Origin of the sequence: Pseudomonas sp. 1912-s (assembly GCF_029269205.1) — a bacterium.
Taxonomy (GTDB): Bacteria; Pseudomonadota; Gammaproteobacteria; order Pseudomonadales; family Pseudomonadaceae; genus Aquipseudomonas.
Genome location: NZ_JARIXR010000005.1, coordinates 212,887 through 234,031 on the forward strand (window position 1 = coordinate 212,887; position 21,145 = coordinate 234,031).

Sequence of the window (21,145 nt, forward strand, 5' to 3'; positions counted from 1 at the left end):
ATGCCGGGCTTTTTTGTGCTTGATCATCGAGTGGTTGGCTCAATTGCTGTGTAGCAACTTGGCTTCCAGATGGTCCAGATGTCGGGTCATCAAGGTGACGGCGGTACCGGCGTCGCCTTGCTCTACCGCATCCACAATTGCCATGTGCTCCTGCCACGCGCAATACGTGCAGGCCTTGGCCTCAAACTGCGCAATCGCCAACGAGGTCAACGGCACCAGGCTGTTGAGAAACTGCGCCAGCGGTGCGTTACCTGCAATCGCCGCCAGTTGCAGGTGAAACTCTCCGGAAAGCCGAATCGCCGGCCCGCGTTGGTCCCGCTCGATGCATTCCCGCTCCCGCGCAATCAACTCACGTAACTGCCGCACCTGTGCTGGTTTCGCATTGGCACATGCCAACTGCACCACGGTGATTTCCGTCAGGCGTCGGGCCTCAAGAATTTGCCGGGTTTGTTGTGCGTCCGGCGCTGCCACCTGCGCCCGATGATTGGGCCGCAGGATGATCACTTGCTGATGCGACAGCCGCGCCAGCACCCGGCGAATAACGCTGCGGCTGACACCAAAACTCTGGCCGAGGCTCTCCTCGGTAAAACGGCTGGCGGGGGCGATGCGTTGCTCGAGAATGGCGTCGAACAGGGCCGGGTAGATGTCGTCCACCGAGAGCTTCGGCTTGCCCACCAGGCGCAACGGCGTGAATGGGAACGGGGTGTGCAGGGCGTGAGCGGTCATGGGCGGTCTCCAAAAAGTCAGCTACCCAGATGGTCGTCCGGGATGTTCAAGCGAATGCCCATGCGCAAGCCTTCCTGCAGGATGTGCCGGCGCATTTCGGCGCTGGCCAGGGCGCTGTTCTTGTTGCGGATCGCGCGCACCACGGCGTCGTTTTCCTGCAGGCGTTCCGCCAGGTGTTCGGGGGAATTACGAAGTACCTGGGCACTTTGCTTGAGGGCGTTGCTGGTCTGTTGCACCACGTTCTGGAAGATCGGGTTGGAGGTCAGGGCGAACAGTTCTTCGTGGAACGCGATGTAGGCGTTCATCCCGGCTTCGCTGTCGCCGGCATCGAGGGCTTCGCGCATGTCCATCAGGGTCAGGCGCAGTTGCCCGACTTCCTTGCTGCTGATGGATTGGGCCACCAGGCCGACGATAAAGGGTTCGAGGGTGTAGCGCAGTTGCAGGATGTCTTCGAGGCTGGCCTCGGCCACGCCGCTGTCCTGGGCCTGGGATTCGTTGAGGGTGGTTTCCAGCACCACCACGCCCTTGCCGGGCATGGAGCGCACCAGGCCGAGGGTTTCGAGCACGATCACCGCTTCGCGCAGGCTCGGGCGGCTGATGCCCAGTTGCTCCGCCAGTTCACGCTGGCCGGGCAGCATCTCGCCGCGCCGCCACTGACCCCTCGCCAGGGCGGCGCGCAGTTTTTCTACCACTGAATTGACGACGGTTGAGGTGCTGATCACGTCTACGTCTCCTTGAAGTTGCAAATACGGTAGTGAATCCGGCGAAGATCTATTGTGGGAGCTGGCTTGCCTGCGATGGCGATGTGTCAGCCAACCCATCATCTACTGATACACCGCCATCGCAGGCAAGCCAGCTCCCACATTGGATGTGTGTTGTCCTAGAACTCCTGGTGCGCCGGCAGCACCGGTTTCTTGGCCTGAAATGCATACCCGTGTTGCCCTTCCAGCACCTTGTTGGCGCGCTGGATATCGATGTCTTTTTCCCAACGGGCGATGGCCACGGTGGCGACGCAGTTGCCAATCAGGTTGGTCAGCGCCCGGCCAATCCCCATGAACCAGTCCACTGCCAACACCAGTACCAGGCCCACCACCGGAATCGCCGGGATCGCGGTCAGTGTCGCCGCCAGGATCACCAGCGCCGAGCCGGGAATCCCGTGGGCGCCCTTGGAGGTGATCAGCGACACCAGCAGGATGGTCAGCAGGTCGGTCATCGACAGTGGCGTGCCGGTGGCGTTGGCGATAAACACGATGGCCAGGGTCAGGTAGATGGAGAAACCGTCGAGGTTGAACGAGTACCCCGTCGGAATCACCAGCCCCACGGTCGAGCTGCCGATGCCGAGGTGCTCCAGTTTACGCATGATCTGTGGCAACACCGCATCGGAGGACGCCGTGCCCATCACGATCAACAGTTCTTCGCGCAGGTACTTGAGCAGCGGCAGCATCCGCAGGCCCGACAGGCGCATCACCAGGCCGAGAATCACCGCGACGAACAGGAAGCAGGTGAGGTAGAACAGGCCCACCAGGCTGCCCAGGTGTTGCAGGGAGTCCAGGCCGTAGGTGCTGGTGGTGAAGGCGATCGCGCCGAACACGCCGATGGGCGCCAGGCGCACGATCATGCCCATGATGCGAAAGATCACGTGGCTCAGCTCGTTGATCAACCGCGAGATGCCGGAGGCGGCTTCGCCGACCAGGTTCAGGGCGCTGCCGAACAACACGGAGAACAACAGCACTTGCAGCACGTTGTTGTCAGCGAAGGCGCCGATCACCGAGTTGGGGATCAGGTCCATCAGGAACTGGCTGGTGCCCTTGATGTGCTGGCCTTTGTCGGCCAGTTCATTCAGACCGGCGGAGGAGAGCTGTTCCAGATGGATATTGGCGCCAGTGCCGATCCCGGTGCTGAAGGCCATGATCAGGCCAATCACCAGGGCCACGGTGGTCAGCGCTTCGAAGTAGATCACCGACTTGAGGCCGATGCGCCCGACTTTCTTCAAGTCGCCGGCGCCGGAAATACCGCTGACCACCACGCAGAACACGATCAGGCCAATCAGCATCTTGATCAGCTTGATAAAGCCGTCACCCAGGGGTTTGAGTTGCGAGGAGAATTCGGGAAGGGCGAGGCCGCAGATTATGCCGATCACCAGGCCAATCACGACTTGCAGGAAAATCGAACGCGAGCACCATCTGAGCATGGGAAGGATCTCTATTCGGTGCCCTGGTGGGTCCAGGGCTTAATTGTTGTGGTCTGACCGGTATGTCCAGTGCGGGGCCAGTCTACGCTCGGTTTTTTCCCAGCTGCAAGTAAATATTACCGGGATGGTGGGTCCCGGTCTGACCAGTTGGTTCGCAAGGTCGGAGCTTGAGCGGTTGGCGGCCCGGAATTTTTTTCGCTTATCATCCCGGGCTCGGTTCACAAGGTGAGTTATGGATATTCCAGGATTGATTACGGACGCGGCGGGTATCACGAGCTGCACGTGGCGCACGGCGGCGCCGGAGTACCCGCATTACCACGACCACGAGTGGGGCGTGCCGGTGGCCGACGACATGGCGCTGTACGAGAAGATTTGCCTGGAAGGCTTTCAGGCGGGCATGGCGTGGATCACCATCCTGCGCAAGCGCGAGGCGTTTCGCCGGGCGTTCGAGGGCTTTGATTTTCGCCGGGTGGCGCAGTACACCGAGCAGGACATCGAGCGACTGATGGCTGACCCGGGCATCGTGCGCAATCGCGCCAAAATTGTGTCCACCATCAACAACGCCCGGCGCGCTTGTGAGCTGGTGGATGAAACCGGCTCGCTGGCGGCGTGGCTGTGGTCATTTGAACCGGGCGCCGATGAACGTCCGGCGCGGGTCGACCTCGCGTACTGGACGGCCAACCCCACGTCAGCCGCGTCAACGCGTTTGTCCAAGGCCCTGAAGAAACGCGGCTGGAGCTACGTGGGCCCGACCACGATGTATGCGTTCATGCAGGCGATGGGCATGGTCAACGACCACCTTGAAGGGTGCGTCTGCCGGCCTCGAATCGAACACCTGCGCCACCACTTCAAACGACCCTGAGCCACTGACTGTGCGCGGTTAAAACTGTGGGAGCAGGCAAGCCAGCTCCCACAGGAGCGCGCGGTGGCGCGGGTTAGTGGGGCAGCGGCGTGAGCACGTCGGCCTTGTCATCCATCACCATCACCACCAGCAATTTCGCCGGTTGGGTCTGGCTGGCATTGCTGGATTCAAAGTGCCGCGAGCCGGCGGGTTCATAGAACGACTGGCCGACCGTGTAGGTGATCGCCTTTTCATCGTTGACCCGCGAGGTGATTGCACCTTCCAGCACATAGGCCACGGCCGTGCCGGTGTGGCTATGGGGCACGGTGGCCTGGCCCGGGGCGTAGTCCACGGTGAGCATGATGGTTTTCTTGCCCGGAACGTTGGTCAGGGCGTGCTCTTGCAAGACGTTGATTTTCTCCTGGTTGTACACCGGGTCGTGGGCAAAGGCGCTTAACGAGGCCAGCAGCAGGGTGGTGCCGAGCAGTACTTTCATGGCGATGTTTCCGGGAAGTGTTAGACCTCTTCACCCTACGCGCAGGCCATGCAGCGACCAATAACCAATCCGCCGGAAAATCCCTCAGCCAATCTCTTGCAGGATGTCGCGCACCTTGTCCAGCGCCGGGTCGATATCCAGGGTTTCAATGGCGCCGAAACCAATGATCAACCCGTCGCGCACCGGGGCGTCATGGAAGAACACACTCAACGGGTACAGGCCGACTTCGACCTTGCGGGCCAACTCCATCAGCAGCGGGATATTCACCGGCACCTTGCACAGCGCGGCCATATGGAACCCGGCCACGGTGGGCACCGCTTCGAACCACGGCGACAGGTCACCGGCCAGGCGCTTGAGAATGCGCTCCCGGCGCCCCGCGTACACGGTATGGCAGCGACGAATATGCTTGAGCAGATAACCTTCGCTGATGAACTTGGCCAGTGCCCATTGCGGCAGGGTGGAGCTGTGTTGGTCGGTGAGTTGCTTGGCCTTGAGCACCGCGCCAAAAATCGCCGGAGGCAGCACGGCGTAGCCCAGGCGCAGTTCCGGCAACAGGGTTTTCGAGAAGGTCCCGACGTAGGTGACCACCCCCCGGGTGTCCATGCTTTGCAGCGAGTCGGTAGGGCGGCCCTCGTAGCGGAATTCGCTGTCGTAGTCGTCTTCGATGATGATCGCGCCCAGCTCGAACGCCCGCGCCAGCAACGCCTCGCGACGCGCCAGGCTCATGGGCATGCCGAGGGGAAACTGGTGGGACGGCGTCACATAGATCAGCCGGGTACCGTCGGGAATCCGTTCAACCTGGATGCCCTGTTCGTCGACCGGCACGCCGACTACCGTGGCGCCCACGGCGTTGAACATCAGCCGCGCCGGGGTGTAGCCGGGATCTTCCATGGCTACGATGCTTCCCGGTTCGAGTACCACGCGGGCGATCAGGTCCAGCGCCTGCTGGGCGCCGTTTGTGACCACGATGTCGGCATCCCGGCATTTGACCCCGCGGGAAAACGCAATATGCCCGGCGATCGCATTGCGCAAGGCCGGCAAACCCTCAGGCTGGCTGTAGTAACCGCTGTTCTGGGCGATGCGGCGCAAGGCGTCCTGGGTGCAGCGGCGCCATTCTTCCTGGGGGAACTGGCTGCGGGTGGTGGCGCCCCCGATAAACTCGCAACGCAAGGTGCCGTCCCGGGTCGGGTGGCGCATGGGGGAGGGCAGTGATTGCCACTTGGCGAGGTTGGCGGCGCAGGCCAGGTCTGTAGCGGTTTGCAAACGCTCGGAGCGCGGCGCTCGGGCGTTGACGAAGGTGCCACGGCCGATCTTGCCCACCAGCAGGCCTTCGTAGGTCAGCGTGGCGTAGGTGTCGGACACCGTCTTGCGCGACACGCCCAATTGCTCGGCCAACAGCCGGCTGGGTGGCAGCTGCGCGCCGGCCGCCAGTTGTCCCGACTCAATGGCCGCGCGCAGTTGCTGGTAAAGCTGTTCGGCCAGATCCTTGCGGCCGTTGATGACGACGTGCAGTTCCATGTTTCATCCAGAGGCGATCGATCCCTGGCAAGGTTACCCGTAACCGTCGCGGCCCGGTATCGCCAAAATGGTCCCCTCATAAACCGGTCATTTGGCTATAGGCCTTATGCCGCGCGGCCTTTAGGCTGGGCCGTCATTGCATTTGCCACTGGGGCCCTACCGATGGAAGCTCGCCTGGATTACTACACCGCCTCGCCACAAGCGCTCAAGGGCATGCTGATGCTGGAAGCGGCGACCTTTGGCTTGTCCATCGAAAAGCCCTTGCTGGAGCTGATCAGGATCCGGGTTTCGCAGCTCAATCAATGCGGATTCTGCACGGACATGCACTCGATGGCGGCTCGCCAGCGCGGGGAGAGCGAGCGGCGGCTGTTCGCCTTGTGCGTGTGGCGAGACTCGCCGTTTTTTAACCCGAGGGAGAAGGCTGCCCTGGCCTGGAGCGAGTCGGTGGCTACGCTGCCGACCTCCAGTGTGCCGGATGAATTATTCGCGGCGATGCGCGTGGAATTCAGCGAGCAGGAGCTGGTGGACCTGACCATGGCGGTGTCCAGTATCAGTGCCTGGAACCGCCTGGCCGTAGGGTTTCGCCAGCAACCGCCGAACGATTGATCAGGACAGGAAACCACCGTCCACGTTCAGCGAAATGCCCGTGGTGTAGCTTGATGCGTCACTGGCCAGGTACAGCACCGCGCCAGCCATTTCGCTCGGATCGGCCACGCGCTTGAGGGGAATCTGGGCCAGGGCCATTTTCAGGATCGAGTCGTTTTTCACCAGCGCCGAGGCGAACTTGGTGTCGGTCAGGCCCGGCAGCAGCGCGTTGCAACGAATGCCGAACGGCGCGCATTCCTTGGCGAAGACCTTGGTCATGTTGATCACGGCGGCTTTGGTCACCGAGTAGATGCCCTGGAACACGCCCGGCGAAATCCCGTTGATCGACGCCACGTTGATGATGCTGCCGCCGCCGTTCTCGCGCATCAGCTTGCCGGCTTCCACCGACATGAAGAAGTAGCCGCGAATGTTCACGTCGACGGTCTTCTGGAACGCGCCGAGGTCGGTGTCCAGTACATTGCAGAACTGCGGGTTGGTGGCGGCGTTGTTGACCAGGATATCCAGGCGGCCGAACTGTTCGCGGATCGCGGCAAACACGCTGGTGATCTGCTCCATTTCACCAATGTGGCACGCAATGGCCGTGGCCTTGCCGCCGTCGGCGATGATCGCGTCGGCCACGTGCTGGCAGCCATCGATCTTGCGGCTCGACACGATCACGTGGGCGCCTTGCTGGGCCAGCAACTTGGCGATGGCCTCACCGATACCGCGGCTGGCGCCGGAAACGAAAGCGATCTTGCCGTCGAGGTCGAACAGTTGAGTCTTGGACATGGTTTTTCCTTGAAGAGGGTCAGAGGGAAGACTGTTTGATGACGTTCAGGCTCATCTGCTCCAGCAGCTTGTTCATGTGAATGAACTGTGCAAAGCGTTTGTCCTGGGTCTGGCCATGGAAGAAGCGGAAGTAGATCTGCTGCACGATGCCGGCCAGGCGGAACAGGCCGTAGGTGTAGTAGAAGTCGAAGTTGTCGATCCGGATCCCGGAGCGCTCGGCGTAGTAGTCGACGAACTGGCGGCGGGTGAGCATGCCGGGGGCGTTGCTCGGCTGGCGACGCATCAGTTGTACCGGCGCCGGGTCGGCCGCTTCGATCCAATAGGCGAGGGTGTTGCCCAGGTCCATCAGCGGGTCGCCGAGGGTGGTCAGTTCCCAGTCCAGCACACCGATGATCTGCATCGGGTTATGCGGGTCGAGGATCACGTTGTCGAAGCGGTAGTCGTTGTGGACGATGCTCGACGTGGGGTGGTCGGCCGGCATCTTGTCGTTGAGCCAGGCACGTACCGCTTCCCAGCTTGGCGCGTCGGGGGTAAGGGCTTTTTCGTATCGGTCGCTCCAGCCGCGAATCTGCCGCTCCACGTAGCCTTCAGGCTTGCCCAGGTCGGCCAGGCCGCAGGCGGTGTAGTCCACCTGGTGCAGCTCGACGAACTTGTCGATAAAGCTTTTGCACAGGGCTTCGGTTTTCGTCGCATCCAGGCCCAGCTCCGGCGGCAGGTCAGAGCGCAGGATGATGCCGTTGACGCGCTCCATCACGTAGAACTCGGCACCAATCACCGACTCGTCGGTGCAGTGCACGTAGGCCTTGGGGCAGTACGGGAAACCGTCCTTGAGCTGGTTGAGAATCCGGTATTCGCGGCCCATGTCGTGGGCGGACTTGGCCTTGTGGCCAAAGGGTGGGCGACGCAGCACGAATTCCTGGCCGGGGTATTCCAGCAGGTACGTGAGGTTGGAGGCGCCTCCCGGGAACTGGCTGATCTTGACGCTGCCGCTCAAGCCCGGAATATGGGCCTTGAGGTAGGGATCGATGAGGCTGGCATCAAGTTCTTCGCCGGGGCGAATCTGGGTCGATTGGTCATTAAGCGCCATGCTTATCCCTTCTGCTTATTCTTAAGGCCTTGGACTATTGGCTAATCTAATGCGCGCAGCTGCCATGCCACAAGGTTGGGGCGGCTTAATAGGTTAGCGTGTTGGCCGATGATCAGCGGGCTTGATGTGCTCAGATCACCAGAATTGCACGCCCGCTGGGGTTGCAGGACAGGTTGGCACCGATCTCGACTTTTGCCAGGTCGATGCCCAGGCCGGCGAGTAGGTTGTTGACCAGCGGGTCGAGGAGTGGGCTGAGCACGCCGGAGATAATGCCGGTGAGGAGATTGAGTACGCCCGTCACCAGGCCGACCACCAGGTTCAGTACCAACCCCAAAAGCCCGCCCTGCGTGGGTGGATGGTTGATCAGCTGGATGCCACTGAGGGTGTTGCTCAAGCTGCCGACCACGTTGCTGGAACTGAAACTGAAGTAGGTGGGGGGCTGCTTCACTTCGGGTGGCGACGCGTAGGTGTGGTTGCGGGTGGTCTTGGCCACGCTGCTGTCGACTCTCAGGCTGATGCCGCCGACGGCATAGGGTTGCCGAGGGTCGCAGACGCCCTTGCTGCAGGTTTGTATGCCCAGGTCGAGCAATGGAAACTCGTCGACGCTTAGCGGGACGCTGGAGGAGAACAGGTTTTTCGGGTCGATCTGGCCGACCATCAAACGAACGGCAGACGTAGTGCCCACCACCGACAACGATTTGTCCGCAGGCCCATTGCAGCGATAGCCAGTCACCTCGCTGCTGCCGCTGGCTGCTTCCAGGGCCACGTCGAGCTTGGTACCGATTTTTGCGTCCAGGGAGCTGCCCAATAACAGCCCCAGCAGGCCTGTCACCCCGCCTACCACATCGTTCAGCACGCCGACCACGGGCAAGTTCACCGAGATCAACGTCCTGACTTGCGCGGTCCTGACGTAAATCGGCTGGGTGGCGATCAGCTTCGGGTTGCCAATGGCGGAGACCTGCGCCGGTTCAATCACCTTGGTCTTGACCGTGATGTTCAGCAGTCCCAGCACATCCACCGGCAGCTCCACCGCCACGGCGTTGTACTTGTTCGACAGTTGCACAAACCCCTGGATCAGATTGAACAGTTGCAGGTTGACGTCCAGGGCGCTCTTGTCGGTGCCGTTCTGGATGGTCAGCAGGTCGCCCAGGTGCAGGATCTTCGTGCCGGGGGCAATCAGCTTGATCGCTTCCAGGTTATTGATCACCACCTTGACCGCATCGCCCCCCAGCTTGAGCACATCAATCGCAGCTTGAATCAGGTCGCCGACGCTGGCGTCGGTCTTGAGCAGTTCGTCGTAGTTGCCCGCGCTGACGTTAAGCCGAATCGCCAGGGCGTCCAGGTAACCGAGCAGGTTGATATTGGCCTTGATCAAACCCTCCCAGCCCAATGCATCGAGCTGCAACTTGCCCCCCAGCAGCCCACCGATCAAGGCGTTGAGCGCTGCGGACTTGGTGCTGTCCACGGTCAATAGCGTGCTGCGGATGGTCAGCACGGCCACCGGTGGCGCGGGTACTGCGGCCACGGCCACGGCGCGCAACTGGATCGTCGGGTCGAACGCCCCCGGGGAGAACAACATGAAGAGGCCGTTGGCGATACTGGTGGCCACACGATGGGTGGCGATCACCTGGATCGCATCGGCCTTGGAGGGGTTGGGGCTGAAGGCACGCATGAAGTCAGCCCCGGTCACCAGGGTGCCACAGACGGTGCTGAGGGAACGGTTGTTGTCGATCGGGAAGTCATTGCGGGCCGCGCTTTGTATGGCGAATTGTGCGGCTTTGGTATTCGGGGTGATGCAAGCGCCGCCGCGAGTCACCACCTCGAGCGCCGCGGTGTCGGCCACGCGTTGCAACTTGCGCTTTTCCAGGTACAGCCGGCCGCTGTCGACCACCAGCAACAAGAATAACAGCGCGATCCCGAGGGTCATCGCGCCCATCAGTCCTATCGCGCCGCGTTGGCGCGCCGGGCCGGGTCCATGGCAAACCATCCTGCGTTCCTTCGCCGGTCCAGTACCGGCGTCCTGAGCATCCCCGCAGGCAGTGTAGTCAGGATTCGGAAAATTGCTGGCTAATGGCCATTATTTTTTCGGCGGCAATATCACGGGCGTCAGCACGGGGCGGCCAGCAAAGTATTCCAGCAGGTTGTCCGCTACGCGCTGCACAGTGTCATGGGCCGCCTCCGGTGACAGGCCGGCGACATGGGGCGTGAGCACGGTATTGCTAAGGTGCTTGAGGGCGTCCGGTACTTTGGGTTCATCGTCGAACACATCCAGTGCCGCGCCGCCGATACGGCGTTGCTCCAACGCGGTAATCAAGTCGGCGGTAACCACCACGCTGCCGCGGCCAATGTTCACCAGGAAGCCGTTGGGCCCCAGCGCGTCGAGGGCCTGGCGGTCGATCAAATGGCGCGTGCTGGCGCCGCCCGGCGTGGCCAGGATCAGAAAGTCCGAGGCCCGCGCCAGTTCTACGGCGGTGGCGCAGTAGGTGTAGTCCACATCATCGCGGGGCTGGCGGTTGTGATAACTCACCTCCATGCCAAACCCCAGGGCCGCACGTTTGGCGATCTCCAGGCCCACGGCGCCCAGCCCGAGAATGCCCAACTGTTTGCCGGCCAGGGAAGGGCGCATCACCTTGGGCCATTCGCTGCGCCGTATCGCCGCGTCTGCCCGGGGAATGTCACGCACCAGCGAGAGCAACAGGGCCATGGCATGGTCGGCCACCGACGGCGCATTCACGCCGGCGCCATTGGTGACCACAATGCCTCGGTTGCTGGCGGCTTGCAGGTCTACGTGTTCATAACCGGCGCCGATCACACAGATGATCTCCAGCACCGGCAGCGCGGCGATTTCCTCGGCGTACAGGCCCAATGGGCCACGGGTCAGCACGGCCTGGATCTGCCCGCCGTGGGTCTTGATCGCCTTGGCGCGTTCGGCCGGAGTTGGCGCGAGGATCACGTGAAAGCCGTTGCCTTCGATGATCGGCAGGTAGTCGTTGATGGTTTCAACCAGGACCAGAACGGTAACGGGCATGCGAGGGCTCTTCCTGAAGGGTTTGAGGGATTCAGTATGCGACATTTTGCCGGTATGAATCCTGCGTCAGGTGAAGAAAAATCCGACGCCCGCCGGGGATTAGTGCTCCGGCGGGGCGCTACAGAGGGGACGTTAGAAGCAGATATCTGCCGCCTTCACACGCTTCACAAACGCCCCGGCCAACGTGGCGTTGTGATGCTCAATAATCGCCTCGGCCGGTAACGCCGGCGTGTCCATGCACGTGTGGCCATCCTCCGGCAGTACCACCGAGAACCCCAGTTCGACGGCAACCCGGCATGTTGTGTCGATGCAGTACTGGGTTTTCATCCCGACGATCACCAGCTCATTCACCTGTGCCGCCGCCAGTTGTTGCGCCAACCCGGTGTCGAGGAAACAACTGGGCCTGGATTTATCGAACACCGTGTCGCGGGCTTCATCGACCTCCAGTGCCGGCCATAGCTGCCAGAAGGGGCTGCCCGACTCGATGGGTGAACCCGCCGGGCCGGTGTGACGCGCGGCGAAAATCGGTACACCGCCGAGGCGGGCTCGCTGAATCAATGAGTTGATGGTGTCGAGTACGCGTTGGCGCTCGTAGGGTTTTTCCGGGCCATCGTACAGACCTGTCTGCATGTCGATGACCAGCAGGGCGGGGCGCTTGGCTTCAGGCATGGTGTTGCTCCTTGTAGTTGCCAGACGGGCGGAGCAATAAAAAGGCCCCGTCCATTGCTGGCGGGGCCTTGGGTAAATCCGGGTGGCTTAGTTTGCGCGCCACTCACAGCTACCACACGACCCGCCATAAGCGGTCGTGGTGGTGGTGGTGCGGGTGAGGGCCTGCTGAATAAGGTTCATGGGCCGATCATGCTGGCGTTGGCGTTTGGCTGTCAACGCGTCAGCCGAGGTTTTTTTCCGGGACCAGGAGATTTCTTGCAGCATCCAGGAATTCATCAGACAGGCTGTTGCCTTTGGTCGCACGGGCCAGGGTCAGGGCGCCGACCATCATCGTGTACTGGGCAATGGCAGCCTGCCGGTCACCTTCGGGTGTTCCGGTCGCCTGGGTCGCGGCCAGGATCCCCATGGACGCTTCAAAGCCCTGGATAAAGCTGCGCTGCAGCGCGCTGTCGGGCGCCTCGTGGCACATTTCCCCGGCAAACGCTGCCACCGGGCAACTGGACCCGGGGTTGTCACGGTTGGTAGTCGTGAGATACGGATCGATCAGCGCCAGGCGCGCAGTCTCGGGGTCAGGGCTTTGCTCGACCCTGGCCTGCCAGCGCAGGCTCGATTGTTCGAACGCCCGGCTGCAGGCTTCCGTGGCCAGCGCCTCGCGGGACTCGAAGTGCCCGTAGAAACCGCCATGGGTCAGGCCGGCCGCTGCCATCACGTCCGATACGCTGATGCCATGGATGCCCCGTTCACGAAACAGCCGCGTGGCAGCCTCGACGATGATTTCGCGATTGAGTTCGGCTTGTTTGCGGGACACGCGTGGCATCGGAGGCTCTCTGGATCAGGTTGTGGCAGGAATGGGCGGCATCATAAAACGTTTAGCTGGCGTACTGCGCAATCCCGTTGCCGAACGACCAGTTTTCCTTCTTGACCTCCACCAGGCTGATAAATACGTCTTCCAGGCGTACCGCCAGTTCACGGTTCAGACTGTCGGCGATGGTCTTGTACAGCAGTTTTTTCTGCTCGGTGCTGCGGCCTTCGTTCAGGGTGATCTGGATGATCACCAGGTTGTCGGTGCGCTGGATGCCCAGGTACTCAGGGTCATAGATGAAGTGGTGTTCATCGTGCTCGGTGAGGATCTGGAAGTTATCGTGTTCAGGCACGCCGATCGCCGTGTGCATGGCGTTGTAGATCAGCACACCGACGCGTTTGGCGTAGGTGACGTCGGGGTTTTTCCGCAGGTCGATGCGCACGATTGGCATGGCAGTGATTCCAGTGAGAGGCGTGGCTTAAAAATACATGACGTCAGGCATTTATAAAATAGATTTCTTATGAAATGTAAAAATCAAGGCGTAAAAATCACCTTCAACCCTCTGCACCGCACAACCATTCCTCAGCTAAGTCTTTGCTTATTCAAGCGAATCCCGGACAATCGCGCCCCTGTTTCGGTCTGGGCGCTGCCTGTCAGGTTTTTCTGACTCGTCCCGACCGAGTGAATGCGGAGATCCGAACGGATGAATGATCAGGCCAATAGCGTCGACGAACGCTACGCAACGACACCTGCAACCCTCACAAGCTGGAGCCGCCAGGACACCACCTGGATGCTCGGCCTGTTCGGTACGGCCATCGGCGCCGGCACCTTGTTCCTGCCTATCAACGCGGGCCTTGGCGGTTTCTGGCCGCTGCTGATCCTGGCGGTGCTGGCGTTCCCGATGACGTTTTTCGCTCACCGTGGCCTGACCCGCTTTGTACTCTCGGGCCGTGAAGGTTCGGACATCACCGACGTGGTCGAGGAACATTTCGGCCTCAAGGCCGGTGCCGCGATCACCTTGCTGTACTTCTTCGCGATCTTCCCGATCCTGCTGATCTACAGCGTGGCGCTGACCAACACCGTCGGCAGCTTCATGGAGCATCAACTGCACATTGCGCCGCCGCCCCGGGCGATCCTGTCGCTGGTGCTGATCCTCGGCCTGCTGGCCGTGGTGCGTTGCGGCGAGCAGGTGATCGTCAAGGCCATGAGCCTGATGGTGTATCCGTTTATCGTTGCCTTGCTGTTCCTCGCCGTGTACCTGGTGCCGCACTGGAACGGTGGCATCCTCAGCACCGCCAGTACCGTGCCGGCGCCTTCGGCACTGCTGCACACCCTGTGGCTGGCGATTCCGGTGATGGTGTTCTCGTTCAACCACTCGCCGATCATCTCGGCCTTTGCGGTGGACCAGAAGCGCCAGTACGGCGAACACGCCGAGGAGCGCAGCTCGCAGATCCTGTCCCGGGCGCACATCCTGATGGTGGTGATGGTGCTGTTCTTCGTGTTCAGCTGCGTGTTGACCCTGTCGCCCGCACAATTGGCCGAAGCCAAGGCGCAGAACCTGTCGATCCTGTCGTACCTGGCCAACCACTTCAGCAACCCGACCATCGCGTTCGCCGCGCCGCTGATCGCCTTTGTCGCGATTGCCAAGTCGTTCCTGGGCCATTACATCGGCGCCAGTGAAGGCCTCAAGGGCCTGGTGCTCAAAAGTGGCCGTCGCCCGGCGGCCAAGACCCTGGACCGCATGACCGCCGCGTTCATGCTGGTGGTGTGCTGGATCGTCGCTACCCTGAACCCGAGCATCCTCGGCATGATCGAGACCCTGGGCGGGCCGATCATTGCGTCGATCCTGTTCCTGATGCCGATGTATGCGATCCGCAAGGTACCGGCCATGGCCAAATACCGTGGCCAGGCGTCCAACGTGTTTGTGACGGCGGTGGGCCTGGTGGCGATTACCGCGCTGATTTACTCGTTGGTGTCCTGACAGCACCCCGTTTCAATGCAATGATCACGGCCAATTCGCAGACTGCGGATTGGCCGTTTTTTTTGCCAGGGAATTAAGGATTGATCACCACGCCTGAGAGCAACACCGCGCCGAACCGAGCACAAGACTTGCTGGCCGGCCTGTCCATCGCCGGCCTGCTGCTGCCCGAGGCCGTGGCCTATTCCAGCATCGCTGCGTTGCCGCCCCAGGCGGGCGTGATCGCCTTGTTTGCCGGGTTGCTGTGCTACGGCCTGTTTGGCACCAGCCGTTTTGCGATTGTCTCTGCCACATCGTCTTCGGCAGCTGTTCTGGCGGCGGCCACCGCGACGTTGGCCGGGGATGATCCGACGCTGCGGCTAAGCCTGGCGATGGGCCTGGTGCTGGTGACCGGAGCCTTTTTCCTGCTGGCCGGGTTGCTCAAGCTGGGCGGCCTGACCTCGTTTATCGCCAAGCCGGTGCTGCGTGGCTTTGCCTTCGGCCTGGCGCTGACGATCATCCTCAAGCAATTGGCCAGCGTGGTCGGTGTACACCTGACCGACAACAACCTGATTCGCTTCCTGCCCCAGCTACTGGAACAACTGCCTCACTGGAACTGGGCAGCGGCTGCCGTGGCGGGTGTCGCCTTGCTGCTGCTGTGGCTGTGCGCGCGTGTCCGGCGTTTGCCGGGCGGGTTGCTGGTGGTAGTCCTCGGGATTGCCGCCGGCCAGTGGCTGGACTTGCAAGCCCATGGCGTGGCGTTGATCGGCGTGATCGACCTGCGTCTGGAACTGGCAAGCCTGCCGGTGTTGCCGTTTGCCGACTGGCTGCGCCTGGGCGAGCTGGCGTTTGCCATGGTGATGATTCTCTACGCCGAGTCCTACGGCTCCATCAGCTCGTTCGCCCTCAAGCATGGCGACCGGGTGTCGTCCAACCGCGACTTGCTGGCGCTGGGGGCGGCTAACCTGCTGTCCGGGTTGTTTCAGGGCATGCCCACCGGAGCCGGTTATTCGGCGACATCGGCCAATGAAGCGGCAGGCGCCAACTCCCGGCTGGCGGGAGCGGTGGCGGCGCTGGTGGTGTTGGCTATTGTGCTGACGGTGCTGCCGCTGGTGGCATTGACGCCGGAGCCGGTACTCGCGGCCATCGTCATCTATGCCTTGGGCCGTGGCTTGAGCCTGCAACCCCTGGGCCGCTATTTTTCGTGGCGCCGCGACCGATTGCTGGTGATCTGCGCGGTGGCCGCGGTATTGGTGCTTGGCGTGCTGGACGGCCTGTTGGTGGCGGTCGGGATCAGCGTGGTGTTGATGCTGCGCCAGATGTCGTCGGCGGATGTCCGTGAGCTGGGGCGCATCGATGGCGGGCATGATTTTGTCGACCTGCAACATCATCCCGGCGCCGAACGGATTTCGGGCGTGCTGATCGTAAGGCCCAGCGAAGCGCTGTTTTTCGCGAATGCCGAGCGCGTGCTGGGCGCCGTGTTGCATCTGATGCGGCGGGTGTCGTCGCCGGTTCATACCGTGGTGCTGAGCCTGGAAGAGTCGCCGGACCTGGACGGCACCAGTATCGAGGCGCTGCAGGCGTTTTTCGTGCAGGTGCAAGGCGAGGGCAAGTGCCTGGTGCTGGCCCGCGTAAGGCATGAGGCGCAGGAAGTGTTGCAGACGTTGCCTGAAGCGTGCGCGCCTCAGGTGCTGATCAGCGGGTTGAGTGTGGATGGCGCGGTGCAGTTGGCCTTGCAGCCAACTGCTTGAGTTCGAAACTAAAACGTCTCGGCGCTGATCCCCACTTGGGCGAGGTAGCCGTGCAGTGCCTCAAGGTCGTCGTCCGTGACGATCGCACCGACATAGCCATCCGGGCGCACCAGCACCCATTCGCCATGGTCGAGGTTGTAAGCGTCATTGAACTGTCGTTGATCATCCGCCAGGTCGGCGCCTGGCCCGAAGCGATGGATATGCAGGCCAGGACCAGGCTTCAACGACCCGCGCTTCACCTCGTAGCCCAGCAACGTCCAATGCGTGCCTTGGAACAGGTTGAATAGCCGGGACGAATGACCAGCGGCGTCCCGGACCGTTGCATCGGGTGCCCGGTCGCCGGCGAGCAAGCGGCCGTCACGTTCAGCCGGTTGCAGCGCAAGGCTGGAGTGGGGATACCCGATATCGAGTTGGTGCACCTCGCGGCCACGACGCATGTCGCCGTTTTTCATCCCGTCCAGCAGCTTGGTCGACAGGCCGAGCATCGACGCAGCCACCGGGCGTCGCTCTTCCTCATAGGTGTCGAGCAATGCGTCGGGCGCACCGGCAATGACCGCTGCCAGCTTCCAGCCCAGGTTGTAGGCATCCTGCACGCTGGTATTGAGGCCCTGGCCCCCGGTTGGCGGGTGAATGTGCGCGGCGTCCCCGATGAGAAACACCTGCCCGACGCGATAGCGGTCGGCGAGCCGCGCATTCATCGTGTAGGCCGACGCCCAGGAGACGGACTGGATGTGAATGTCCTGCCGACCTGTGCGCTGCGCCACCATGGTCATGAGCCCTTCGGCACTGAGGTCAACTTCTGCGTCCAGTGGAATCGGCGCCTGTATCTGAAACAGCTCGGTCCCCGCCAATGGGCAGATAGCGATCTGCGTTGTCATGCACTCATTGCTGAACCGGTGCCAGTAGTCCCGTGACAGGCCGGTCATTACAACGTCGGCCACGATGGCGCGAACGCCGAGGGTTTGCCCGGGAAACCCGATATCCAGCGTGCGCCGTACCACACTGCGGCCGCCGTCTGCGCCAACGAGCCAACGCGTGTGAAGGGTGTGTCCGCCGTCATGGCCGGCCAGATGTGCGGTCACGCCCTGGCTGTCCTGCTCGAAGCCCACCAGCTCGCAGCCAAACTCCGGGCGGTGCCCCAGTTCCAGCAGGCGGTCGCGCATCAGCCCTTCGGTCAGGAACTGCGCCAGCATCAAGGGCTGCTGATAGGGCTCCGCTGGCGTCGGCTCGGACTGCTCGACCACCTTGGCGTCTGTATGGCTGCCGTCTGCGTTGTATCGCCGCTCGGGCGGGTAGACGTCGCCCGCGGCGATGATGCGGTCGAGAATGCCGAGGTCTTCGAAGATTTCCTGGGTCCGGGGTTGAATGCCCTTGCCCCGTGAGCCATGGAACGGCGAGGGCGCTTTCTCGATCAGCCGGAAGGACACCCCCCGTCGCGCCAGCTCGATTGCCAGGGTCAAACCGGCTGCACCCGCACCACAAATCAGAACGTCGACTGCGCATTGCTGTTTCATCTGGATCGCCTTTATATGTAATATGCACATATATTTGAACAAGGAAAAATCCGTGTCAACAGAAAGTGTGCAAAATACACCTATCGGTCGTCAGATTCGTGAGCTTCACGGGGCGCTGATTGAAATTGTCGGCGCGATGAACCGCCCCCAGCGCGACGAAGTGATGGTCCGCGAGGCCGGGATAGCCCTCGATCGGGCACTGTTTCCGCTGGTGGTGCTGGTGGAGCGGTTGGGGCCGATTGGCGTTGTGGAGTTGGCCGACCGCGTGGGGCGCGACTACACCACGGTCAGTCGCCAAGTGGCGAAGCTGGAAAGCCTTGGCCTGGTCGACCGCCAGGAAAGCGCCAAGGACCGCCGGGTGCGCGAGTCGGTTATCACCCCAGAGGGCAAGGCGATGACGGATCGGGTGGATGAGGCGCGGACCCGCATGGGCATGGCTATCTTCGCCAACTGGGAGCAGCAGGATATTGATCACCTGGTGCGGCTGATGGGCAAGTTTGCCGCCGACCTCAACGACGATGCGCTGGTCACGCTCAGCCTGGAAAGCGAATAGAAAACCCGGGCAAAAAAATACCCCTCAATGAGGGGTATTCAGACGGCTTCCAGCGGTTACCGGCGGCGGAACAACGGCAGCGGTTCATCCGTTGCAGCCTGGTACGTCACCGAGAAATCCTTGAGGCTTTCCAGTGCTTCGTACGGGTCTTTGTCGGCGCGCAAGGCGAAGGCATCGAACCCGCAGCGGCGCAGGTAGAACAGTTGGTCGCGCAGCACGTCGCCAATTGCCCGCAGCTCGGCCTTGTAACCGTAGCGGTCACGCAGCAGGCGGGCGTTGGAGTAGTTGCGACCGTCGGTGAAGGCCGGGAAGTTCAGGGCGATCACCTGGAAATGCTCCACGTCATCACCGATCTCTTCGGCTTCTTCATCGGCATCCAGCCACACGCCCAGGCCGCCGTCGCGGGCTTTCAGGGCGTGAGCGTGCTCGCGCCACAGGGCCAGCGGCACGATCAGGTCGTCGCAGTTGGAGATGCCATCGAAACTCGCATCCTTGGGCAGCAGGTGCCAGGTTTCGTCGACGACTTCGTTGTTCTTAATGATTCGCTGCATAGACGCGCTCCTTGAACAGGTCAATGCCGATGCGCTGGTAGGTGTCGATGAAACGCTCATCTTCGGTGCGCTGTTCAACGTACACGTCGATCAGCTTGCCGATCACGTCAGGCATGGCTTCCTGGGCGAAGGACGGGCCGAGGATCTTGCCCAGGCTCGCATCGCGGCTGGCGCTGCCACCCAGGGACACTTGGTAGAATTCTTCGCCTTTCTTGTCCACGCCCAGGATGCCGATGTGGCCGACGTGGTGGTGACCACAGGCGTTCATGCAACCGGAGATGTTCAGGTCCAGCTCGCCGATGTCGAACAGGTAGTCCAGGTCGTCGAAACGGCGCTGGATCGACTCGGCAATCGGGATCGACTTGGCGTTGGCCAGGGAGCAGAAGTCGCCACCCGGGCAGCAGATGATGTCGGTCAGCAGGCCGATGTTCGGCGTGGCAAAACCCTGCTCGCGCAGCTCGCCCCACAGAGTGAACAGTTGAGACTGTTCAACGTCGGCGAGGATGATGTTCTGCTCGTGGGAGGTGCGCAGTTGGCCGAAGCTGTAGCGCTCGGCCAGGTCGGCGACGCCGTCCAGCTGCTTGTCGGTGATGTCACCCGGTGCAACGCCGGTAGGTTTCAACGACAGGGTCACGGCCACATAGCCCGGCTTTTTGTGGGCCAGGGTGTTGCGGGTGCGCCAGCGGGCAAAACCTGGGTGCTGCTGGTCGAGTTCGGCCAACTCGGCGTCCTGATTGCTCAGTACCTTGTAGTCCGGGTCGACGAAATGCTTGGCGACGCGATGCACTTCGGCGTCGGTCAGGGTGGTCTGGCCGCCGCGCAGGTGTTCCATCTCGGCGTCGACTTTCTGGGCGAACACCTCAGGGGTCAGCGCTTTTACCAGGATCTTGATCCGGGCCTTGTACTTGTTGTCACGACGGCCATAGCGGTTGTACACCCGCAGGATCGCGTCGAGGTAGCTCAACAGGTCCTGCCACGGCAGGAATTCGTTGATGAAGGCACCGACCACCGGCGTACGGCCAAGGCCACCGCCGACGAGCACACGGAAGCCCAGTTCGCCAGCGGCGTTATGCACCGGCTCCAGGCCGATGTCGTGCACTTCGATGGCGGCGCGGTCCGAGGTCGAGCCATTGATGGCGATCTTGAACTTGCGCGGCAGGTAGGCGAATTCCGGGTGGAAGGTGGTCCATTGACGGACGATTTCACACCACGGGCGCGGGTCGATCAGTTCGTCAGCGGCAACGCCGGCGAATTGGTCGGTGGTCACGTTGCGCAGGCAGTTACCGCTGGTCTGAATGGCGTGCATCTGCACGGTGGCCAATTCAGCCAGGATGTCCGGCACGTCTTCCAGGGCCGGCCAGTTGAACTGGACGTTCTGGCGGGTACTGATGTGGGCGTAGCCTTTGTCGAAGTCGCGGGCAATCTTGGCCATCATGCGCGTCTGACGGGAAGTCAGTTGGCCATAAGGCACGGCAACCCGCAGCATCGGCGCAAAGCGCTGAACATAAAGGCCATTTTGCAGGCGCAGAGGGCGGAACTCTTCTTCGCTCAGTTCACCTGCCAGATAGCGTCGGGTCTGATCACGGAACTGCTTGACGCGGTCCTCGATGATGCGCTGATCGTATTCGTCGTATACGTACATATAGGTCCTGTTCTCGGCAAATCTGCGCGCACGGCCGCGCACTCCCAACGGAGCCGGCGCACGATACCAGTTTGCGTTTATGCGCAAAAGTGATGTTTGAGTATATGCAAATAACCAAAACGCCTAATGAGAACCGTTATCGCGATACCCACATTTGTCATGCGGGCAATCATGAACTTTACTGTGCTCGTGTCTTTGTGCAATCACCTATAAAACCGACAAGAGGCGATGCTATGAGCAATCCGACCAAAGCCCGCAAAAGTGACAGCAGTGTCGATGCCTGGGCCATTTTGTTCCTGATTATCCTGGTGGTTTCCACTGCCGTGTTCTGGGTCAGCCATCAATAAAGGGGGGTTACCCGAGCCGGATTGTCCGACAATCGGCAATTAACCGAGATTGACCGGCCCGATGCCATTATCATGGGCTGTCATTCCGAAGGGCTCAG

20 protein-coding genes are annotated in these 21,145 nt (G+C 61.7%); 5 read left to right on the plus strand and 15 right to left on the minus strand.

Going from position 1 to position 21,145, the window contains the following annotated elements:
• Positions 1-39: 39 nt before the first annotated feature.
• The 3 genes from P3C29_RS08975 to P3C29_RS08985 form a co-directional block, all read right to left on the minus strand.
• Complete coding sequence (locus P3C29_RS08975) at positions 40-726, minus strand: GntR family transcriptional regulator (RefSeq protein WP_201123518.1); 687 nt, start codon at positions 724-726, stop codon at positions 40-42.
• 17 nt (positions 727-743) lie between these two features.
• Positions 744-1,448 carry a FadR/GntR family transcriptional regulator gene (locus P3C29_RS08980; RefSeq protein ID WP_169388116.1) on the minus strand — a complete coding sequence of 235 codons (705 nt, stop codon included), beginning with the start codon at positions 1,446-1,448 and terminating at the stop codon, positions 744-746.
• Positions 1,449-1,606: 158 nt separating this feature from the next.
• Complete coding sequence (locus P3C29_RS08985; protein ID WP_201123520.1) at positions 1,607-2,917, minus strand: C4-dicarboxylate transporter DctA; 1,311 nt, start codon at positions 2,915-2,917, stop codon at positions 1,607-1,609.
• 232 nt (positions 2,918-3,149) lie between these two features.
• Between P3C29_RS08985 and P3C29_RS08990 the strand changes: the two genes are divergently transcribed.
• A complete protein-coding gene (locus P3C29_RS08990) occupies positions 3,150-3,779 on the plus strand; it encodes a DNA-3-methyladenine glycosylase I (protein WP_275964334.1) in 630 nt (209 codons plus the stop codon).
• 73 nt (positions 3,780-3,852) lie between these two features.
• On the opposite strand, the gene P3C29_RS08995 is transcribed toward P3C29_RS08990, so the two are convergent.
• Complete coding sequence (locus P3C29_RS08995) at positions 3,853-4,254, minus strand: cupin domain-containing protein (RefSeq protein ID WP_275964335.1); 402 nt, start codon at positions 4,252-4,254, stop codon at positions 3,853-3,855.
• Between the two features lie 84 nt (positions 4,255-4,338).
• Positions 4,339-5,772 carry a PLP-dependent aminotransferase family protein gene (locus P3C29_RS09000; protein ID WP_275964336.1) on the minus strand — a complete coding sequence of 478 codons (1,434 nt, stop codon included), beginning with the start codon at positions 5,770-5,772 and terminating at the stop codon, positions 4,339-4,341.
• 162 nt (positions 5,773-5,934) lie between these two features.
• Between P3C29_RS09000 and P3C29_RS09005 the strand changes: the two genes are divergently transcribed.
• Positions 5,935-6,378, plus strand: a complete 444-nt coding sequence (locus tag P3C29_RS09005) for a carboxymuconolactone decarboxylase family protein (RefSeq protein ID WP_275964337.1) — start codon at positions 5,935-5,937, stop codon at positions 6,376-6,378.
• Here P3C29_RS09005 and P3C29_RS09010 read toward each other — a convergent pair whose 3' ends face one another.
• The 7 genes from P3C29_RS09010 to P3C29_RS09040 all read right to left on the minus strand — a co-directional run bounded on the left by P3C29_RS09010 (position 6,379) and on the right by P3C29_RS09040 (position 13,183).
• Positions 6,379-7,146: an SDR family oxidoreductase gene (locus P3C29_RS09010; RefSeq protein WP_010173034.1), complete on the minus strand. Its 768-nt coding sequence runs from the start codon at positions 7,144-7,146 to the stop codon at positions 6,379-6,381.
• 19 nt (positions 7,147-7,165) lie between these two features.
• The gene (locus tag P3C29_RS09015) at positions 7,166-8,233 is read right to left on the minus strand and encodes a phosphotransferase family protein (RefSeq protein ID WP_275964338.1); all 1,068 of its coding nucleotides are present in this window, start codon (positions 8,231-8,233) and stop codon (positions 7,166-7,168) included.
• Between the two features lie 130 nt (positions 8,234-8,363).
• Positions 8,364-10,220, minus strand: coding sequence for a pilus assembly protein TadG-related protein (locus P3C29_RS09020; RefSeq protein WP_275964339.1), 1,857 nt, complete (start codon positions 10,218-10,220; stop codon positions 8,364-8,366).
• A gap of 90 nt (positions 10,221-10,310) precedes the next feature.
• Positions 10,311-11,261: a 2-hydroxyacid dehydrogenase gene (locus P3C29_RS09025; RefSeq protein ID WP_201123532.1), complete on the minus strand. Its 951-nt coding sequence runs from the start codon at positions 11,259-11,261 to the stop codon at positions 10,311-10,313.
• 132 nt (positions 11,262-11,393) lie between these two features.
• Entirely contained in the window at positions 11,394-11,930 is a 537-nt protein-coding gene (locus P3C29_RS09030) for a cysteine hydrolase family protein (RefSeq protein WP_275964340.1), read from the minus strand.
• Between the two features lie 220 nt (positions 11,931-12,150).
• Positions 12,151-12,747, minus strand: coding sequence for a TetR/AcrR family transcriptional regulator (locus P3C29_RS09035; RefSeq protein WP_275964341.1), 597 nt, complete (start codon positions 12,745-12,747; stop codon positions 12,151-12,153).
• Positions 12,748-12,799: 52 nt separating this feature from the next.
• Positions 12,800-13,183, minus strand: coding sequence for a tautomerase family protein (locus tag P3C29_RS09040; RefSeq protein WP_169388123.1), 384 nt, complete (start codon positions 13,181-13,183; stop codon positions 12,800-12,802).
• A gap of 252 nt (positions 13,184-13,435) precedes the next feature.
• Between P3C29_RS09040 and P3C29_RS09045 the strand changes: the two genes are divergently transcribed.
• Complete coding sequence (locus P3C29_RS09045; protein WP_169388124.1) at positions 13,436-14,713, plus strand: serine/threonine transporter; 1,278 nt, start codon at positions 13,436-13,438, stop codon at positions 14,711-14,713.
• A gap of 80 nt (positions 14,714-14,793) precedes the next feature.
• Complete coding sequence (locus P3C29_RS09050; RefSeq protein ID WP_010173018.1) at positions 14,794-16,440, plus strand: SulP family inorganic anion transporter; 1,647 nt, start codon at positions 14,794-14,796, stop codon at positions 16,438-16,440.
• Positions 16,441-16,448: 8 nt separating this feature from the next.
• Here P3C29_RS09050 and P3C29_RS09055 read toward each other — a convergent pair whose 3' ends face one another.
• On the minus strand, positions 16,449-17,954 hold the full coding sequence (locus P3C29_RS09055; protein ID WP_275964342.1) for an FAD-dependent oxidoreductase: 1,506 nt from the start codon (positions 17,952-17,954) through the stop codon (positions 16,449-16,451).
• Between the two features lie 52 nt (positions 17,955-18,006).
• Here P3C29_RS09055 and P3C29_RS09060 point away from each other — a divergent pair, with 52 nt between their 5' ends.
• The gene (locus P3C29_RS09060) at positions 18,007-18,507 is read left to right on the plus strand and encodes a MarR family transcriptional regulator (RefSeq protein WP_275964343.1); all 501 of its coding nucleotides are present in this window, start codon (positions 18,007-18,009) and stop codon (positions 18,505-18,507) included.
• Positions 18,508-18,563: 56 nt separating this feature from the next.
• Here P3C29_RS09060 and P3C29_RS09065 read toward each other — a convergent pair whose 3' ends face one another.
• Positions 18,564-19,058, minus strand: a complete 495-nt coding sequence (locus tag P3C29_RS09065; RefSeq protein ID WP_010173013.1) for a DUF934 domain-containing protein — start codon at positions 19,056-19,058, stop codon at positions 18,564-18,566.
• Complete coding sequence (locus P3C29_RS09070) at positions 19,042-20,700, minus strand: nitrite/sulfite reductase (protein WP_275964344.1); 1,659 nt, start codon at positions 20,698-20,700, stop codon at positions 19,042-19,044. The genes P3C29_RS09065 and P3C29_RS09070 overlap by 17 nt, the downstream gene beginning before the upstream one ends.
• Positions 20,701-21,145: the final 445 nt, after the last annotated feature.

Bases quoted from the DNA above. Each gene is read 5' to 3' on its own strand.
- P3C29_RS08975 (WP_201123518.1), bottom strand. From the start codon at position 726: ATGACCGCTCACGCCCTGCACACCCCGTTCCCATTCACGCCGTTGCGC.
- P3C29_RS08985 (WP_201123520.1), bottom strand. From the start codon at position 2,917: ATGCTCAGATGGTGCTCGCGTTCGATTTTCCTGCAAGTCGTGATTGGC.
- P3C29_RS08990 (WP_275964334.1), top strand. From the start codon at position 3,150: ATGGATATTCCAGGATTGATTACGGACGCGGCGGGTATCACGAGCTGC.
- P3C29_RS08995 (WP_275964335.1), bottom strand. From the start codon at position 4,254: ATGAAAGTACTGCTCGGCACCACCCTGCTGCTGGCCTCGTTAAGCGCC.
- P3C29_RS09000 (WP_275964336.1), bottom strand. From the start codon at position 5,772: ATGGAACTGCACGTCGTCATCAACGGCCGCAAGGATCTGGCCGAACAG.
- P3C29_RS09005 (WP_275964337.1), top strand. From the start codon at position 5,935: ATGGAAGCTCGCCTGGATTACTACACCGCCTCGCCACAAGCGCTCAAG.
- P3C29_RS09010 (WP_010173034.1), bottom strand. From the start codon at position 7,146: ATGTCCAAGACTCAACTGTTCGACCTCGACGGCAAGATCGCTTTCGTT.
- P3C29_RS09015 (WP_275964338.1), bottom strand. From the start codon at position 8,233: ATGGCGCTTAATGACCAATCGACCCAGATTCGCCCCGGCGAAGAACTT.
- P3C29_RS09020 (WP_275964339.1), bottom strand. From the start codon at position 10,220: ATGGTTTGCCATGGACCCGGCCCGGCGCGCCAACGCGGCGCGATAGGA.
- P3C29_RS09025 (WP_201123532.1), bottom strand. From the start codon at position 11,261: ATGCCCGTTACCGTTCTGGTCCTGGTTGAAACCATCAACGACTACCTG.
- P3C29_RS09030 (WP_275964340.1), bottom strand. From the start codon at position 11,930: ATGCCTGAAGCCAAGCGCCCCGCCCTGCTGGTCATCGACATGCAGACA.
- P3C29_RS09035 (WP_275964341.1), bottom strand. From the start codon at position 12,747: ATGCCACGCGTGTCCCGCAAACAAGCCGAACTCAATCGCGAAATCATC.
- P3C29_RS09040 (WP_169388123.1), bottom strand. From the start codon at position 13,183: ATGCCAATCGTGCGCATCGACCTGCGGAAAAACCCCGACGTCACCTAC.
- P3C29_RS09045 (WP_169388124.1), top strand. From the start codon at position 13,436: ATGAATGATCAGGCCAATAGCGTCGACGAACGCTACGCAACGACACCT.
- P3C29_RS09055 (WP_275964342.1), bottom strand. From the start codon at position 17,954: ATGAAACAGCAATGCGCAGTCGACGTTCTGATTTGTGGTGCGGGTGCA.
- P3C29_RS09065 (WP_010173013.1), bottom strand. From the start codon at position 19,058: ATGCAGCGAATCATTAAGAACAACGAAGTCGTCGACGAAACCTGGCAC.
- P3C29_RS09070 (WP_275964344.1), bottom strand. From the start codon at position 20,700: ATGTACGTATACGACGAATACGATCAGCGCATCATCGAGGACCGCGTC.